Here is a 15,519-nt window from a genome sequence, read left to right on the forward strand (position 1 = left end):
ATGGAGCTGACCAGTACGTCGTTCCTGGTGACCCTGGTGGCGATCACCGCGCTCGCCATGCTCGCGGCGCTGCTGCTGTGGAACCGGCTGCCCGGGCCCGGCTGGCTGCGCTGGACCGCGCGGGTGCTGATGATCGGGCTGTGCCAGCTGACCGCCATCTGTGTCGTGGCGGCCTGGATCAACGGCAGCTACGGGCTCTACGCCTCCTGGGACGACCTGCTGGGCACCCCGGCCGGGAACGACTCCACGATGACGGGCCCCCCGGTGGGCCGGGCCACCTTCACGCTGGGCGAGGACGGCACCCGCAGCACGTACTTCCGGGGCTCGCACTCCAAGCTGGCCGGGCAGGTGATCGTCTGGACTCCCCCGGAGTACAACGCGGCGGGCGCGGCGAAGACCCGCTTCCCGGTGCTGACGCTGCTGCACGGTTATCCGGGCTCGCCGCGCTCGTGGATGGAGCTGGGTGACATGCCGGGGGCGCTGGAGGACCTGGTCCGGCTGGGCGCGGCGCACCCCTTCATCCTGGTGATCCCGGAGATCTACCCGGGCGGGGTGAACACCGACTGCAGCGACGTGCCGGGGCACAAGGTGGCCACCTGGCTGGCGGACGACGTGCCGGGGCTGGTCGCGCGGCACTTCCGTACGCTGCCCCAGCCCAAGGGGTGGGCGGTGATGGGCATCTCGACGGGGGCGTTCTGCGCGGCGAAGCTGCCGCTCCAGTACCCCAAGGCGTTCGGGGCCGGGGCGGCGCTGGACCCCGACGCGCTGACGGGTGACGCCGGGGTGCTGGCCGACCGGAGCCTGCGCGAGCGCAACAGCCCCATGTGGCTGGTCACGCATGCGAAGAAGGCGGACGTCGGCCTGTTCCTGGCCACGTCCGCGCAGGACAAGGACAGTCCGCCGCGACAGCTGGAGGCTTTCGCCAAGGCCGCCGCGGGGACGGGGGTGCGGGTCAAGACGCTGGTCCGCCCGGCGGGCGGCCACAACTTCCAGACGTGGACGGGGATGTACCCCGACGCCCTGGGCTGGCTGAGTTCGCAGGTTCCGGCCCCGTCCGCGCCGCCTCACTGACCGGGCTCCACGGCGGCCGGTGCGGCATCCACGGGCTGATGGCCGGCCGAGCCCCGACGCCGTCACGGACATTCCGACCACATCTACAGGCAGACTTGCAAGTCTGCCTGTAGATCATTTAGCGTGGGGCGCATAGCCGAAGCCCCGCCCCGCGACACCGCCGAGGAGCTCCAACTGGCCGTCGCCATGCTGGTCCGGCAGTGGCGGGCGGCCGCCGGGGACGGGGTGAGCCTGTCCCGGATGTCCGTGCTCAAGCGGCTGGACCGGCTCGGGCCGTCCACGGCCTCCGAGCTGGCGCGGGCCGAGAAGATCCGGCCGCAGTCCGTCATCGCCACCGTGAACTCCCTCCAGGCCGAAGGCCACGTCGCCCGCAGCCCGCACCCCACCGACCGGCGGCAACAGCTGATCGCCCTGACGCCGCAGGGGCGGGCCCTCGTACAACGGCGGCGCGAGGCGGGACACGGGCGGCTCGCCGAACTCATCGCCGAGCGGTTCGGCCCGGCGGAACAGCAGCTGCTCGCCGAAGCGGTTCCGCTGCTGCGGCGCCTGGCCGAGGACTGAACGCCCACCGAACCGAGGAGCCCTCATGACCGCCCCCGCGCCCGCCCTCACCCTGGACCGCGGCACCGCGCTGGTCCTCATCGACCTCCAGCAGGGCATCCTGGCCCTGCCCACCGCCGCGCCGGCGGCGCGGATCCTGGAGAACGGCATCGCCCTCGCCGAAGCCTTCCGGGCCCACCGGCTGCCGGTGGTCCTGGTCAAGGTGGCCTGGTCCCCCGACGGCGGCGACCTGCCCACCGCCAATGTCGACCGGCCCGGCCCCGCCTCGGCTCCGCCCGCCGCCTTCTCCGAGCTCCCCGCGCAGCTCGCGGCGCTCGGGGACGTCGTCGTCACCAAGCGGCACTGGGGCGCCTTCACCGGAACGGAACTCGACCTCCAGCTGCGCCGTCGCGGCGTCCACCGGATCGTGCTGGGCGGCATCTCCACCAGCATCGGGGTCGAATCCACCGCCCGCACCGCCTGGGAGCACAGCTACGACCTGGTCTTCGCCGAAGACGCCACCACCGACATGGACGCCGACTCCCACGCCCACAGCTTCGGCAAGATCTTCCCCCGCCTGGGCAAGGTGAGCGCGACGCAGGACATCGTCACGGCCCTCAAGGCCCTGGACGACGAGCCGGTCAGCCGGAACTGACCTCCAGCCAGACGCACTTCCCGCCGTTGCCGGGGTGCGAGCCCCAACTGCGGGACAGGCGGTCCACGATGAGCAGCCCGTGCCCGCCCGGCCGCCCCGGATCGGCGGCCCGGGCGCGTACCGGCGGCGCCGGGTTGCCGTCGGTCACCTCTATCCGCAGCCGCTCCGGCGTCCAGTGCATGAGCAGCGTTCCGGCGCCCCCACCGTGCAGGGAGGCGTTGGACACGAGCTCGGACACCAGAAGCAGGACGTCCTCGGCTGCTTCGGGGAGCCATTTCCAGGAAGCGAGCGCCCGGCGCGCGAAGTCACGGCTGCGGGACACCGGGTCCGCCGCACCCTCCAGCAGCAGGACCCGCGCCCGGCCGGGGGACCCTCGCTGCGGCATGGCTCATCTCCTCGTGTCGCCCCGGCCCCACGGGCCTCCTTGCGCCGGCCGCCCGAGTGGCTAGCCGGGCTGTCGTTCCAGTGCTTGCGCCACGTCCGCGTACACCGGGAACACACCGTCCGCCCCGGTGATGCGGAACATGCGTGCGACCGGTCCGCTCAGACCAGCCAGCTCCAGCGCGCCGCCGGCCTCCTGGACCGCGATCCTGCCGTGCAGCAGCACGTTGAGTCCGGTGGAGTCGCAGAAGCCCAGCCCCGACACGTCGACCAGCAACCGGCCACCCGGGGTGACCGCCGCGTCCAAGGCGTCCCGCAGCGGCTGGGCCGTGTCATGGTCCAGCTCTCCGGCGAGCGCGAGGACGACGGTTCCGTCCACGGCCCGCACATCGACCGTGAACCGCTCATTGCCCGCTCCCGGCACCATCGGCACCACCTTCCGTCCAGCTGTGGGTGCACCTGCCCGGATCCCGCCGGTATACGCGTGGGCGGCTGCCACGCCACCGACGACCACCCCAGACGCCCCCGAAAACGGTCAGGGGCCGTTTCAGATTGCTCTGAAACGGCCCCTGAACTGCGACTTCGAAAAGTCGGGACGACAGGATTTGAACCTGCGACCCCTTGACCCCCAGTCAAGTGCGCTACCAAGCTGCGCCACGTCCCGTTGTGCCTCGGCACTGTGCCCCCCACCAGGGGTTTCCCCCTCCGCGGCGGGCACATGCAGAACATTACCGCACGCCGGGGGGTGTACGTGCACGGGTGATCGACGGGGAGGCACGATGGGCGGGTGAACGTACGGGATCGCGATGACGAAGGGCGGGCGCGCAGCGCGCGGCCGCGGGACGGGCTGGGGCGGCCGTTGCCGTACGGGGCGCCCGGGGTGGAGCGGCAGCCCGAGGGGGTGGTGCGGACGCCGGCCGAGACGGTGGCCGAGGCGCAGCGGCTGCTGCACGACGGGATGCCCTTCCACGCGCACGAGGTGTTCGAGGACGCCTGGAAGTCCGGGCCGGGGGCGGAGGCTCCGTTGTGGCGGGCGCTCGCGCAGCTGGCGGTGGGGCTGACGCACGCCGCGCGGGGGAACGCGGTGGGCGGGGCGCGGCTGCTGCGGCGCGGAGCCGATGCCCTGGCCGGGCTGGAGGGGGCGGGGGCAGCGGGCCTGACCGGGGTGGATGCCCGGGGTGGGGTAGCTGCCCCGTACGGGATCGAGGTGGCCGGGCTGGTCCTGTGGGCACGGGAGCTCGCCGGGCGGGTGGAGGCCGGGCAGAAGGTTGACGCGGCGGCCGAGGCCCCGCTCCTCACCTCGCCGCCGGACCGGCCGGACTCCGCCTGATCGGCGGCCCGCCGGGCCGCCCCGCCGAGTCGGCCCGTGCTGGCCGGCCCGGAAAGAGTCCCGCGGACAGGGCTACGCCGGCTGGAGCAGGTCCCAGCGGTTGCCGTAGAGGTCCTCGAAGACGGCGACGGAGCCGTACGTCTCGTGGCGCGGCTCCTCCAGGAAGCGGACGCCCTCGGCGGTCATCCGGGCGTGGTCGCCGGCGAAGTCGTCGGTGTACAGGAAGAAGCCGACGCGCCCGCCCGTCTGGTCGCCGACCCGGGAGCGCTGCGCGTCGTCCTTGGCGCGGGCCAGCAGCAGCGCGGATTCGGTGGCGCCGGACGGGCGGACCACGACCCACCGCGAGCCGTCGGGCCGGGCGGTGTCCTCGACGAGGGTGAAGCCGAGGGCCCGGGTGTAGAAGTCGATGGCCTCGTCGTAGTCGTGGACCACGAGGGCGGTGAGGGCGAGGTGTGCGGACATGCCCCTCATTGTGCGGGTGCGTCGATCAGGACGACCTCCAGGGTACGGGGGCCGTGGACGCCCTCCACCCGGTCGAGTTCGATGTCACTGGTCGCGGAGGGCCCGGAGATCCAGGTCAGCGGCCGGGTGGGGTCGAGGCGTTCGAGTGCCTGCGGAACGGAGTCCACCAGCTGGCCGGGGACGCGGACCACGCAGATGTGGTGGTCCGGGATCAGGGTGATCCGCCGTCGCCCCTGGTCGGGGCCGCCGTCCAGGACGATCGTGCCCGTCTCGGCGACGGCCAGGGCGCAGCCCGTCACCACGCTGTCCACGGCGTCGAGTGCGTACGGGGTGGAGTCGGCCCGGTCCTCGACGCGGACGGCCTGCGCCCCGTCGAGCCAGGACGGGGGCAGGCCGGGCGGTACGAGTACGGTCCGCGCGCCGCGTGCGGCGAGCAGCCGGGCCAGGAGGGGCGCGAGGCCGTCCTCGTCGGTGCGGTGGACCTTCGCGCGGTACTCGCGAAGGTGGGCGGCGAGGAGGTCCGCGGACTCGGCGGGCGTGCGGTCGCCGTGGACGCGGAGGTAGTCGCGGGGGATCCCGTCCTCGCCGGCGGCCGCCTCCACCGGCGCCCGCCCGGTCCCGGCCCCGCCCGCGCCCGGCTCGCCCAGGGCGCGCCGGATCCGGCCCAGCACGCGGTCCCTGCCGCTCATGCGCGTCCTCCCCGCTCCCGGGCCCACCAGTCGCGGAACGGTTCCCGTGGCGGCCGGGGCAACTCCCGGCTGTCGGTCCAGGCGCTCCCCGGTCCGGGCAGCCGGCGCGGCCGCAGCCGCCGGGCCCGGGACAGCAGCCGCTCCCCCGCGCGCAGCGCGCCCGGGCGTTCCAGCAGCAGCCGGGCGGCGCGCATCGCGGCCCGCTCGGCGGTGTGGCCGCGCGCGGGGCGGATCCGTACGCGGATGCCCTCGCGGGTCACCGGGCCTCCCTGGGCCACGCGTTCGCGCAGGTGGAGGAGGACTTCGGGGATGTCGATGGCGACGGGGCACACCTCGTAGCAGGCCCCGCACAGGGTGGAGGCGTAGGGCAGTGACGCGTCGATCCCGCTGCCCGTGCCCCGCAGTTGGGGGCTGAGGATCGCGCCGATGGGGCCGGGGTAGACGGAGCCGTAGGCGTGGCCGCCGGCGCGTTCGTAGACGGGGCAGACGTTCAGGCAGGCGGAGCAGCGGATGCAGCGCAGGGCCTGGCGGCCCACCTCGTCGGCGAGGGTGTCCGTACGGCCGTTGTCGAGGAGGACGAGGTGGAAGGCGGCGGGCCCGTCGCCGTCGGCCCCTTTCGACGGGCCCAGTCCGGTCCACATCGTCGTGTACGGGTTCATCCGCTCGGCGGTGGAGGAGCGCGGCAGCGTCTGGAGGAAGATCTCCAGGTCCCGGAAGGTCGGCACCACCTTTTCGATGCCCACGACGGAGATGAGCGTCTCGGGCAGGGTCAGGCACATCCGGCCGTTGCCCTCGGACTCGAAGACGACCATCGTCCCGGTCTCGGCGACCATGAAGTTGGCCCCCGAGACGGCGACTTTGGCGCGCAGGAACTTCTCGCGCAGGTGCAGGCGGGCCGCTTCGGCCAGTTCCCGGGGGTCGTCGCCCAGCCCGTCGGGGGCGGGCCGTCCCCAGCGGCCCATTTCGGTGCGGAAGACGTCGCGGATCTCGGCGCGGTTGCGGTGGATGGCCGGGACGAGGATGTGCGAGGGCCGGTCGTGGCCCAGTTGCACGATGAGTTCGGCCAGGTCGGTCTCGTACGCGGCGATCCCCGCCGCCTCCAGTGCCTCGTTGAGGCCGATCTCCTGGGTGGCCATCGACTTGACCTTGACGACTTCCCGCTCGCCGGTGGCCCGCACCAGCTCGGTCACGATCCGGTTGGCCTCGGTCGCGTCCGCCGCCCAGTGCACGGTGCCGCCGGCGGCGGTCACCGCCGCCTCCAGCCGCAGCAGGTAGTGGTCGAGGTGGCGCAGGGTGTGGTCCTTGACGGCCTTGCCCGCCGCGCGCAGCCGGTCCCAGTCGGCGAGTTCGGTGACGGCGCGGGCCCGTTTGTCGCGGATGGTGTGCGTGGCGCGGCGGAGGTTGGCGCGCAGCACGTCGTCCCGTACCGCCTCGCGGGCGGCGGCGGGGAAGGCGGGCATGCCGAGGTGGGTGGCCGTCATCGCGGGTGCTTCCCCTCTGTCGCGGTGGCGGTGGTGTCCGTCGAGGCCAGGATCTCGGCGAGGTGCAGGGTCCGCAGGGGGGCGCCGGCCCGGCGGAGCGTTCCGTCGAGGTGGGCGAGGCAGGAGTTGTCCGCGCCGCAGAGCACTTCGGCGCCGGTGGCCCGGGCGGCGCGGATCTTGTCGGCGCCCATCGCGGCGGACACGTCGGGGTTCTTGACGGCGAAGGTGCCGCCGAACCCGCAGCACTCCTCGGCGCCGGGCAACTCGATCAGGTCCAGGCCCCTGACGGCGGCCAGGAGGCGCCGGGGACGGTCGCCGAGTCCCAGGGCGCGCAGACCGTGGCAGGAGGGGTGGTAGGTGACGGTGTGGGGGAAGTGGGCGCCGACGTCGGTCACGCCGAGGACGTCCACCAGGAACTCGGTGAGCTCGTACACGCGCGGTACGAGGCCGGCCGCGAGGTCCGCCAGCTCGGTGCCGCGCCCCTCTGCCGCCGCCCTGGCGCCGATGCGGGGGTAGTGCTCGCGGATCATGGCGACGCAGGAGCCGGAGGGCGCGACGACGTACGGATGGCCGGCGAGGGCCTCGGCGGTGCGGCGCAGCAGCGGTTCGCTCTCGTACCGGTAGCCGGTGTTGTACTGGGGCTGACCGCAGCAGCTCTGCGCCGCCGGGAAGTCCACGGCGACGCCGAGCCGCTCCAGCAGGCGTACGACGGCGACGCCGGTGCGCGGGTACAGCGCGTCGTTGACGCAGGTGACGAACAGGGCGGCACGCATGACGGGCACAATAGCGGCGTGAAGAAGTTCTCGGTTATCGGCATAGGCGCGGGCGACCCGGACCACCTGACCCTCCAGGCGGTCAAGGCGATCGGTGCCACGGACGCGTTCCTCATCCTGGAGAAGGGCGAGGAGAAGGCGGACTTGACCGGGCTGCGGCGGGCGATGCTCGAAGCGCACGCCCGCCCGGACCACCGGCTGGTGGAGGGCCGCGACCCGGATCGCGACCGGACACCGGCCGACTACGCCCCGACGGTGGACGGCTGGCGCAGCGCGCGGGCGGAGATCTTCGAGCGGTTCATCGCCGAGGACCTCGCGGACGGGGAGACGGGCGCGTTCCTGGTCTGGGGCGATCCCTCGCTGTACGACTCCACCCTCGCGATCCTGGACGAGGTGCTGGAGCGCGGTCGGGTGGCCTTCGCGCACGAGGTGGTGCCGGGCATCAGCAGCATCTCCTCGCTGCTGGCCCGGCACCGCACCCAATTGAACCGGGTGGGGCGCCCGGTGCAGATCACCACCGGCCGGCGGCTGGCCGAGGGCTGGCCGCAGGACGTGGACGACGTGGTGGTGATGCTGGACGCGCGGCACGCCTTCACCGCGCACCTGGACAAGGACCTCTTCATCTACTGGGGCGCCTACGTCGGCACGCCGGACGAGATCCTGGTCTCGGGGAAGCTGGCGGAGGTCGCGGGCCGGATCGAGGAGCTCCGGACCGAGGCCCGGGCCCGCAAGGGCTGGATCATGGACACCTACCTGCTGCGGCGCGGCTGAGGCCTACCGCGCGAGCTGGGCGGGGAGTTCGGCGGCGAGGCGTTTGTACTCCTCGGGCCGGGTGTAGAGCTGCCCGCAGACCCGGATGCCGCCGCCTCCCGGCCAGGGCCAGACCAGCACCCTGATCCGCAGCTCCCGCGCGATCCGCTCGCGCAGCTCCCGGGCGCTGTCGGGGGTTTCGGCGACGCCGGGCGGCAGCCGCAGGGCGCGCATGGCGAGCCCGGGGGTGTGCGGGAGCGGGGTGAGCCCGGGGAGTTCGGCGAGCAGGGCCGCGCCGTAGGCGGCGAGGGCGCTGTTGTGGGCCCGTACCTTGGCGGCGTCGAGCCGTTCCAGGAGGTCCAGTCCCTCGGGGGCGGCGAGCCAGCCGGTGTAGTCGGCGGTGGCCCGGTTCTCGACGGAGCGGGGGAAGCCGTCGCCGTCCTCCCAGGAAGGCACCAGTGCCCTGACGCGGCCGCGGTGGCGGGGTGCGACGGCTAGGAGGGCGCTGCCCGAGGGGGCGTAGCCCCACTTGTGCAGGTTCCCGAACCAGAAGTCGGCGCCGCCTGCGAGGGGGTCGGCCAGCATGCCGGGGGCGTGGGCACCGTCGACGATGGTGGTGACGCCCCGGGCGGCCAGGTCGGCGAGGAGCGCCGGGGTCGCGATGAGGCGGGCGGTGGGCGAGCTGATGTGGTCGAGCAGCGCCACCTTCGTGCGGGGTGTCAGGCCGGCCAGGACGGCTTCCCGGACGGCGTCCTCGTCGGGCAGGCCGGGGTCGAGCGCGACGGTGGTGACCGGGGCCCGGCGCGCGGCGGCGGCCACCACCGTGCCGTAGCCGTGGTCGGTGACGAGGATCTCGTCCCCGTCGGCCAGTTCGACGGCGTTCAGCGCGAGGTTGGCCCCTTCGGTGGCGTTGGAGATGAAGGCGATCCCGTCGGGTTCGGCCCCCAGGTGGGCGGCGACCCTGCCGCGGGCGCCGGCGATCCGGTCGGCCACGTCGACGAAGAAGGTGTCGGGGTCGGCGTGCACCTCCTCCAGCAGCGCCGCCTGGACCTCCTGCACGGCGATGGGCACGGCGCCGAACGACCCGTGGTTGAGGTGGGCGATCCCGGGGTCGAGGCGGAACAGCTGCGGCCCGCCCGGGAACGCCGAGGGGCGGGTCGGTGCGGCGGTCGGCGCGCTCTTCGGGTCGGTGGTCGGCTGGGTCACGATGCTCCTCCGGGACGGCGGCGGGCGGTGGGCGGTCCTGCGGAGCATGCGGGTGTCTGCGAGCCGACCGCCAGGGCCAATTGCGCCAGTGTGGCCGGGCGCCCCGGCCCTACTCGCGCCCGCTGGTCGCGCCGTAGTACTGGAGGTCCTGCACGTCCACCGTCCGGTCCACCGGGTACGGCAGTCGCACTTCCGCAGCGGTGCGGCCGTCCCGGACCACGCGGGCCGCACTCGTGCCCGGTTTCAGGGGCAGCAGCTCGCAGTGCAGGCCCGCGGGTGCCTCGTGCGCGGCCTGGACGGGGCCGACGGTCGTACGGAGGGTCGCGGGCTCCGTGAGGAAGCTGAGCACCTCCACCGTGTCGCGGGGTGCGGCGCTGCCCTTGCGCGGCGTCATCACCAGCGACTGCCCGCCCGTGGGGCCGGCGGCGGCGAACTGGGTGCGGGCCGTGAGGTAGAGGGTGTCCCGCACGATCCTGGGCGCGCTGCCGGTCTTGAACCGGGTCAGGTAGTAGGAGGTCAGGTCCAGGTACGTGTAGCCGTTGTGCAGGGAGGGAGCGAACTGGGTGCCCTCCGAGTAGTCGTTCCAGGTGGTCAGCTGCACCCAGTCGGCGCCGTCGTCTATGGCGTGCGCCCACGTCGAGCGGAGGGTGGCGGTGTTGCCCGCCTCGTCGTAGACGCCCTGGTTGGGGCGGCTGTCCTGGACGGACACGGGCTGCATCCAGATCTTGCCCGCCTGGTGGGCCCGGCGCACGTCGGCCGGGGCGCCCTCCTGGCCGACGTAGCTGCGGGTGCCCCATTCGGAGAAGCCGTGACTGATCGGGGCGAACGCCGCCTGGTTCGTGTCGAAGTCGAGGAAGAGCGGCACGAGGGCGGTGCGGATGCCGTGCCGGGCTTTCAGCAAGTCCATGACACGGGACCACCAGCCCGCGCTCTTGGCCTCCGCCTTGAAGGGCGACACCACGAGCCGTCCGTCACCGAGCCGGTGCGCGGCGGGGTAGGCGGCCAGAGCGGCGAGGGCGTCGGCGAGGACCGCCGGGTCGTCGGAGGTCAGGGAGGTCATGTCGGGCATCAGCATGACCTTGAAGGCGGGGTCCACCGAGTGGGCCGCGGACATCAGCAGTTCGGCCCGGTCCCAGTTGCTCCCGGACAGCGACAGCAGGTCGAGGGTGAACCCGTCGATGCCGGCGTCGCGGGCGGTGCGCACCTCCTGCCGGAGGTTGGCCGACTCCCAGTCGCCGGATTTGGGCGGCACGGGCAGCGGGCGGTCGCGCAGCAGGCCGCCGTAGCGCTGGTGCTTGCCGTTCTCGCCCGCGGCGTTCAGGTAGTTGCGGGTGTAGTAGTCGGCGTCGGCGCTCGCGTTGTCGAGGGAGAGCGGGTAGGGGGTGAAGTAGTGCGCGAACACCAGCTTCTTGCCCGCGGCGCCGGAGCGCAGCGCGGCCGGTGCGGGCAGGTCGAAGGGCAGCGCTCCGGTCGGACGGGGCGCGCCGGTGTCGACCTCCTCGCGGGGCAGCGCCTTCGGCGGGGTTCCGGGGCTCGGGGCGTTGCTGGGGCTCGGCGTGGGGGTGGTGGTGGGGGCGCCGGACCAGGGGCCGCCGACGGCGGGCGCCGAACGTTCCTGGTGGGCTTCGGCGGTGAAGGGGTCCCAGGCGATGCCGGTCGCGGCGCAGACGCCGATGAGCAGGAACGCCGAGATCAGCAGTACCAGGAGGGGTCTGCGCCCCCGGAAGCGGGGGCGGCGCCGGTGCGAGGAGGGCCGCGCCGCCCGCTCTGCCCGCCGGTCCGCTCTCATCCGCCGCCCCTCCCGGAATATGCCCCGTGCGGGGCTGCACAGCAGTAGAGCGGATTCCCGGTGCCCGGACAACCGTTCGCGGAGGACCGGGCCGCGGCGCGTACGTCAGGGGGGCGAGGGCCCCTACGCCGACCGCAGGCCCCCGCCCGCGGTGCGACGGGCGGCAGACGGGCCGCGCGGACGGGCCCGGGAAGGGGTCCGGGAACGAGGCCGGGAACGGGGCCGCCCCGGCCGGGCGCTTGGCCGGCCGGGGCGGAACACGCAGGACGCGGGGGCTGTCAGCCCAGGGTCGCGATCGCCTGGTTGAAGGTGACGGACGGGCGCATCACCGCGGCGGCCTTGGCCGGGTCGGGCTGGTAGTAGCCGCCGATCTCGGCCGGGGAGCCCTGGACGGCGATGAGCTCGCCGACGATCTTCTCCTCGGACTCGGCCAGCGTCTTGGCGAGCGGGTCGAACGCCGCGGCCAGCTTCGGGTCGGCGGTCTGGCGCGACAGCTCCTGCGCCCAGTACAGCGCGAGGTAGAAGTGGCTGCCGCGGTTGTCGATGCCACCCAGCTTGCGGCTCGGCGACTTGTCCTCGTTGAGGAAGGTGCCGGTCGCGCGGTCCAGGGTGTCGGCCAGCACCTGGGCGCGGGCGTTGCCGGTGCTGGTCGCCAGGTGCTCGAAGGAGACGGCCAGCGCGAGGAACTCGCCGAGCGAGTCCCAGCGCAGGTAGTTCTCCTTGACGAGCTGCTGCACGTGCTTGGGGGCGGAGCCGCCGGCGCCCGTCTCGAACAGGCCGCCGCCGTTCATCAGCGGGACGACCGACAGCATCTTGGCGCTGGTGCCCAGCTCCAGGATCGGGAAGAGGTCGGTCAGGTAGTCGCGCAGCACGTTGCCGGTCACCGAGATGGTGTCCTCGCCGCGGCGGATCCGCTCCAGGGAGTAGGCGGTGGCCTCGACCGGGGGGAGGATCTTGATGGTGAGGCCCTCGGTGTCGTGCTCGGCGAGGTAGGTCTTCACCTTGGCGATCAGCTGCGCGTCGTGCGCGCGGCCCTCGTCCAGCCAGAAGACGGCCGGGACGCCGGTGGCGCGGGCGCGGGTGACGGCGAGCTTGACCCAGTCCTGGATCGGCGCGTCCTTGGTCTGGCAGGCGCGGAAGATGTCGCCGGCGGCGACCTCCTGCTCCAGGACCGTGTTGCCCGCGGCGTCGACGACGCGGACGGTGCCGGCGTCGGCGATCTCGAAGGTCTTGTCGTGGCTGCCGTACTCCTCGGCCTTCTGCGCCATGAGACCGACGTTCGGCACCGAGCCCATGGTGGAGGGGTCGAAGGCGCCGTGCGCGCGGCAGTCGTCGATGACGGCCTGGTAGACACCGGCGTAGCTGCTGTCCGGGAGGACGGCGAGGGTGTCGGCCTCCTGGCCGTCCGGGCCCCACATGTGGCCGGAGGTGCGGATCATGGCCGGCATGGAGGCGTCGACGATGACGTCGGACGGGACGTGCAGGTTGGTGATGCCCTTGTCGGAGTCGACCATGGCGAGGGCCGGGCCGTGGGCGAGCTCGGCCTCGAAGGAGGCCTTGATCTCGTCGCCGAGGTGCGGGACGCCGTCGAGGCCCTTGAGGATCGCGCCGAGGCCGTCGTTCGGGGACAGACCGGCGGCGACGAGGACGTCGCCGTAGCGGGCGAAGGTCTTCGGGAAGAAGGCGCGGACCACGTGGCCGAAGACGATCGGGTCGGAGACCTTCATCATCGTGGCCTTGAGGTGCACGGAGAACAGGACGTCCTCGGCCTTGGCACGCTCGATCTGGTCGTTGAGGAAGGTGCGCAGCGCGTCGACGTGCATGACGGACGCGTCCACGACCTCACCGGCCAGGACCGGTACGGACTCGCGCAGCACGGTGGTGGTGCCGTCGGCGGCGACGTGCTCGATGCGGAGCGTGCCGGCCTCGGAGATCACGGTGGACTTCTCGGTGGAGCGGAAGTCGTTCTCGCCCATGGTGGCGACGTTCGTCTTCGACTCGGCGCTCCAGGCGCCCATGCGGTGCGGGTGGGCCTTGGCGTAGTTCTTGACCGAGGCGGGGGCGCGGCGGTCGGAGTTGCCCTCGCGCAGGACCGGGTTGACGGCGCTGCCCTTGACCTTGTCGTAGCGGGCGCGGATCTCGCGCTCCTCGTCGGTCTTCGGGTCGTCCGGGTAGTCCGGGAGCGCGTAGCCCTGGCCCTGGAGCTCGGCGACCGCGGCCTTGAGCTGCGGGATCGAGGCCGAGATGTTGGGCAGCTTGATGATGTTCGCCTCGGGCGTCTTCGCCAGCTCGCCGAGCTCGGCGAGGGCGTCGGCGATCCGCTGGCCCTCTTCCAGGTGCTCGGGGAAGCTGGCGATGATCCGACCGGCCAGGGAGATGTCACGGGTCTCGACATTCACACCGGCCGTCGACGCGTACGCCTGGACCACAGGCAGGAAGGAATACGTCGCGAGGGCCGGGGCCTCGTCAGTGTGCGTGTAGATGATGGTCGAGTCAGTCACCGGATGCTCCGCTCCACAGTCTGCGTCTCTCGTCTGCAACATTGCTCGACATCAAGATATCTCGTGATCGGGCCGGTCTGGACAGCCCCCCGGCCGCGAGGTCGCGAGAGACATGTCACCAGGCACGCGAAAGCGCCGCCTCCGGTTCGGTTGCGACCGGAGGCGGCGCCGGGAGTGAGCGGTGCGGGTCAGGCGGCTATGACCTGCTTGGGGTCCTGCCCGTACTCGTTCGCGCCCCGGTGGCCTTCGGTGGCCATGAGGATGAGCATCCAGATCCCGCCGATGAAGGGGACCAGGCTGATGAGGTACCACCAGCCGGACTTGCCGGTGTCGTGCAGCCGGCGGACGGAGACGCCCAGGCTGGGCAGGAAGACGGCGAGGGTGTAGATCCAGGTGATGACCGGGTAGCTGTCCAGCGCGAAGTCGATGACCATCAGGACGACGACGACCGGGATGTTCCACAGGACGAACATCCAGTACTCCTGCCGGCGGGCCCTCCCGTCGAAGTCGGCATAGCGCTTGAGTACGTCCGTGTAGTAGTGCACGGGTCCCCCCAAGGAGCGGATTCGGCCACTCCTCCCGCAGGAGCGACCACAGGCCGGATTTATGCCCTCCTTACGGCGCTCTCAAGCCGTCCGCGAGCCGGAAGATGCCCCGGTTCCCTTACGGTGACGGGGAGTTGACGCTTCCGTGACACGGGCCGCGGTCGGCCGGGCGGCGCGCGAGAAGTGACGGAACCCTTACGGCGGCGCGCGGCGGACACCGGCGGCGCGGCGGACTCCGTAGCGTCCGGTGCATGCGCGTACTCGTCACCGGAGGAGCCGGGTTCATCGGCTCGCACATCGTCACTGCCCTGCGCCGGCGCGGGCACCACCCCGTGGTCCTGGACTCCCTGCTGCCGGCCGCCCACCCCGTCCCGCTGGAGGCCCCGGGCCCGGATTTCGTACGGGCGGACGTGCGGGACCGCGATGCGGTGCTGGCGGCGCTGCGCGGGGTGGACGCGGTCTGCCACCAGGCCGCCATGGTCGGGCTCGGCAAGGACTTCGCCGACGCGCCCGCCTACGTCGGGGCCAACGACCTGGGTACGGCGGTCCTGCTCGCGGCGATGGCCGAAAGTGGTGTCCCCCGACTCGTCCTCGCGGGCTCGATGGTCGTCTACGGGGAGGGCCGCTACGAGTGCCCCCGCCACGGGGCCGTCCGGCCCGGGCCGCGCCGGGTGGCGGACCTGACCGAGGGCCGTTTCGAGCCGCGCTGCCCCTCTTGCGGTGCGGATCTGGCCCCGGGCCTGGTGTCCGAGGACGCGCCCGCCGACCCGCGGAACGTCTACGCGACCACGAAGCTGGCCCAGGAGCACCTGGCCGCCGCCTGGGCGCGCTGCGTGGACGGCCGGGCGGTGTCGCTGCGCTACCACAATGTGTACGGGCCGGGGATGCCGCGCGACACCCCGTACGCGGGGGTGGCCTCGTTCTTCCGCTCCGCGCTGGCCAGGGGCGAGGCGCCACGGGTCTTCGAGGACGGGGCGCAGCGGCGCGACTTCGTCCACGTCGGGGACGTCGCCGCGGCCAACGTGGCGGCCCTGGAGGCGCTGGAGTCCCCGGGCGCCCTCCCGCAGGGCGCCTGCACCCCCTACAACACGGGCAGCGGTGAACCGCACACCGTCGGGGAGATGGCCTCGGCCCTCGCGGCCGCCCACGGCGGCCCGGACCCGGTCGTGACGGGTGAGTACCGCCTGGGCGACGTCCGGCACATCACGGCCGACTCCCGCCGGCTCCGCGCGGAGCTGGGCTGGCGCCCGGAGGTGTCCTTCGCGAAGGGCATGACGGAGTTCGCCCACGCGGCGCAGCGCGCCGTCGCCGTGTAGCCGTGTAGCCGTGTGGCGGTATGGCGGTAT

The 15,519-nt window shown here is 73.1% G+C and carries 16 protein-coding genes and 1 tRNA gene; 6 read left to right on the forward strand and 11 right to left on the reverse strand.

Annotation, left to right across the window (positions count from 1 at the left end; genetic code table 11):
* The 3 genes from OG861_RS05380 to OG861_RS05390 all read left to right on the forward strand — a co-directional run bounded on the left by OG861_RS05380 (position 1) and on the right by OG861_RS05390 (position 2,266).
* Positions 1-1,071, forward strand: a complete 1,071-nt coding sequence (locus OG861_RS05380) for an alpha/beta hydrolase (RefSeq protein WP_329199980.1) — start codon at positions 1-3, stop codon at positions 1,069-1,071.
* 123 nt (positions 1,072-1,194) lie between these two features.
* A complete protein-coding gene (locus tag OG861_RS05385) occupies positions 1,195-1,632 on the forward strand; it encodes a MarR family winged helix-turn-helix transcriptional regulator (RefSeq protein ID WP_330261359.1) in 438 nt (145 codons plus the stop codon).
* Positions 1,633-1,657: 25 nt separating this feature from the next.
* Positions 1,658-2,266 (forward strand): hydrolase, encoded by a 609-nt coding sequence (locus tag OG861_RS05390; RefSeq protein WP_330261360.1) that lies wholly within the window; start codon positions 1,658-1,660, stop codon positions 2,264-2,266.
* On the opposite strand, the gene OG861_RS05395 is transcribed toward OG861_RS05390, so the two are convergent.
* The 3 genes from OG861_RS05395 to OG861_RS05405 all read right to left on the reverse strand — a co-directional run bounded on the left by OG861_RS05395 (position 2,253) and on the right by OG861_RS05405 (position 3,311).
* Positions 2,253-2,651 (reverse strand): ATP-binding protein, encoded by a 399-nt coding sequence (locus OG861_RS05395; RefSeq protein ID WP_330261361.1) that lies wholly within the window; start codon positions 2,649-2,651, stop codon positions 2,253-2,255. The two genes, OG861_RS05390 and OG861_RS05395, sit on opposite strands and share 14 nt — an antisense overlap.
* 60 nt (positions 2,652-2,711) lie before the next feature.
* Positions 2,712-3,074, reverse strand: a complete 363-nt coding sequence (locus OG861_RS05400; protein ID WP_329199973.1) for an STAS domain-containing protein — start codon at positions 3,072-3,074, stop codon at positions 2,712-2,714.
* A gap of 163 nt (positions 3,075-3,237) precedes the next feature.
* Positions 3,238-3,311 (reverse strand) — tRNA-Pro (locus OG861_RS05405).
* 123 nt (positions 3,312-3,434) lie between these two features.
* On the opposite strand from OG861_RS05405, the gene OG861_RS05410 reads away from it, so the two are divergent.
* On the forward strand, positions 3,435-3,977 hold the full coding sequence (locus OG861_RS05410; RefSeq protein WP_329199972.1) for a DUF309 domain-containing protein: 543 nt from the start codon (positions 3,435-3,437) through the stop codon (positions 3,975-3,977).
* A 72-nt stretch (positions 3,978-4,049) separates the two neighbouring features.
* Here OG861_RS05410 and OG861_RS05415 read toward each other — a convergent pair whose 3' ends face one another.
* Genes OG861_RS05415 through OG861_RS05430 form a run of 4 tightly spaced genes read right to left on the reverse strand, consistent with a single transcriptional unit; the run spans position 4,050 to position 7,382 of the window.
* Positions 4,050-4,439 carry a VOC family protein gene (locus tag OG861_RS05415; protein WP_329199970.1) on the reverse strand — a complete coding sequence of 130 codons (390 nt, stop codon included), beginning with the start codon at positions 4,437-4,439 and terminating at the stop codon, positions 4,050-4,052.
* 5 nt (positions 4,440-4,444) lie between these two features.
* Positions 4,445-5,128, reverse strand: coding sequence for a LutC/YkgG family protein (locus OG861_RS05420; RefSeq protein WP_329199969.1), 684 nt, complete (start codon positions 5,126-5,128; stop codon positions 4,445-4,447).
* Positions 5,125-6,609 (reverse strand): lactate utilization protein B, encoded by a 1,485-nt coding sequence (locus OG861_RS05425; RefSeq protein ID WP_330261362.1) that lies wholly within the window; start codon positions 6,607-6,609, stop codon positions 5,125-5,127. Before OG861_RS05425 ends, OG861_RS05420 begins: the two co-directional genes overlap by 4 nt.
* Entirely contained in the window at positions 6,606-7,382 is a 777-nt protein-coding gene (locus OG861_RS05430; protein ID WP_330261363.1) for a (Fe-S)-binding protein, read from the reverse strand. The genes OG861_RS05425 and OG861_RS05430 overlap by 4 nt, the downstream gene beginning before the upstream one ends.
* Positions 7,383-7,400: 18 nt before the next feature.
* On the opposite strand from OG861_RS05430, the gene cobF reads away from it, so the two are divergent.
* On the forward strand, positions 7,401-8,153 hold the full coding sequence (gene cobF / locus OG861_RS05435; RefSeq protein ID WP_329199964.1) for a precorrin-6A synthase (deacetylating): 753 nt from the start codon (positions 7,401-7,403) through the stop codon (positions 8,151-8,153).
* Positions 8,154-8,156: 3 nt separating this feature from the next.
* Here cobF and OG861_RS05440 read toward each other — a convergent pair whose 3' ends face one another.
* From OG861_RS05440 to OG861_RS05455, 4 genes are all read right to left on the reverse strand, one after another.
* Entirely contained in the window at positions 8,157-9,338 is a 1,182-nt protein-coding gene (locus tag OG861_RS05440; RefSeq protein WP_330261364.1) for an aminotransferase class V-fold PLP-dependent enzyme, read from the reverse strand.
* A gap of 109 nt (positions 9,339-9,447) precedes the next feature.
* On the reverse strand, positions 9,448-11,127 hold the full coding sequence (locus tag OG861_RS05445; protein WP_330261365.1) for a glycoside hydrolase family 71 protein: 1,680 nt from the start codon (positions 11,125-11,127) through the stop codon (positions 9,448-9,450).
* Between the two features lie 278 nt (positions 11,128-11,405).
* Positions 11,406-13,628, reverse strand: coding sequence for an NADP-dependent isocitrate dehydrogenase (locus OG861_RS05450; RefSeq protein WP_329199959.1), 2,223 nt, complete (start codon positions 13,626-13,628; stop codon positions 11,406-11,408).
* 188 nt (positions 13,629-13,816) lie between these two features.
* Positions 13,817-14,173, reverse strand: a complete 357-nt coding sequence (locus OG861_RS05455) for a DUF805 domain-containing protein (protein ID WP_329199957.1) — start codon at positions 14,171-14,173, stop codon at positions 13,817-13,819.
* Positions 14,174-14,424: 251 nt separating this feature from the next.
* On the opposite strand from OG861_RS05455, the gene OG861_RS05460 reads away from it, so the two are divergent.
* The gene (locus tag OG861_RS05460) at positions 14,425-15,489 is read left to right on the forward strand and encodes an NAD-dependent epimerase/dehydratase family protein (protein ID WP_329199955.1); all 1,065 of its coding nucleotides are present in this window, start codon (positions 14,425-14,427) and stop codon (positions 15,487-15,489) included.
* Positions 15,490-15,519: the final 30 nt, after the last annotated feature.

This window comes from Streptomyces sp. NBC_00539, from assembly GCF_036346105.1.
Classification (GTDB): domain Bacteria; phylum Actinomycetota; class Actinomycetes; order Streptomycetales; family Streptomycetaceae; genus Streptomyces.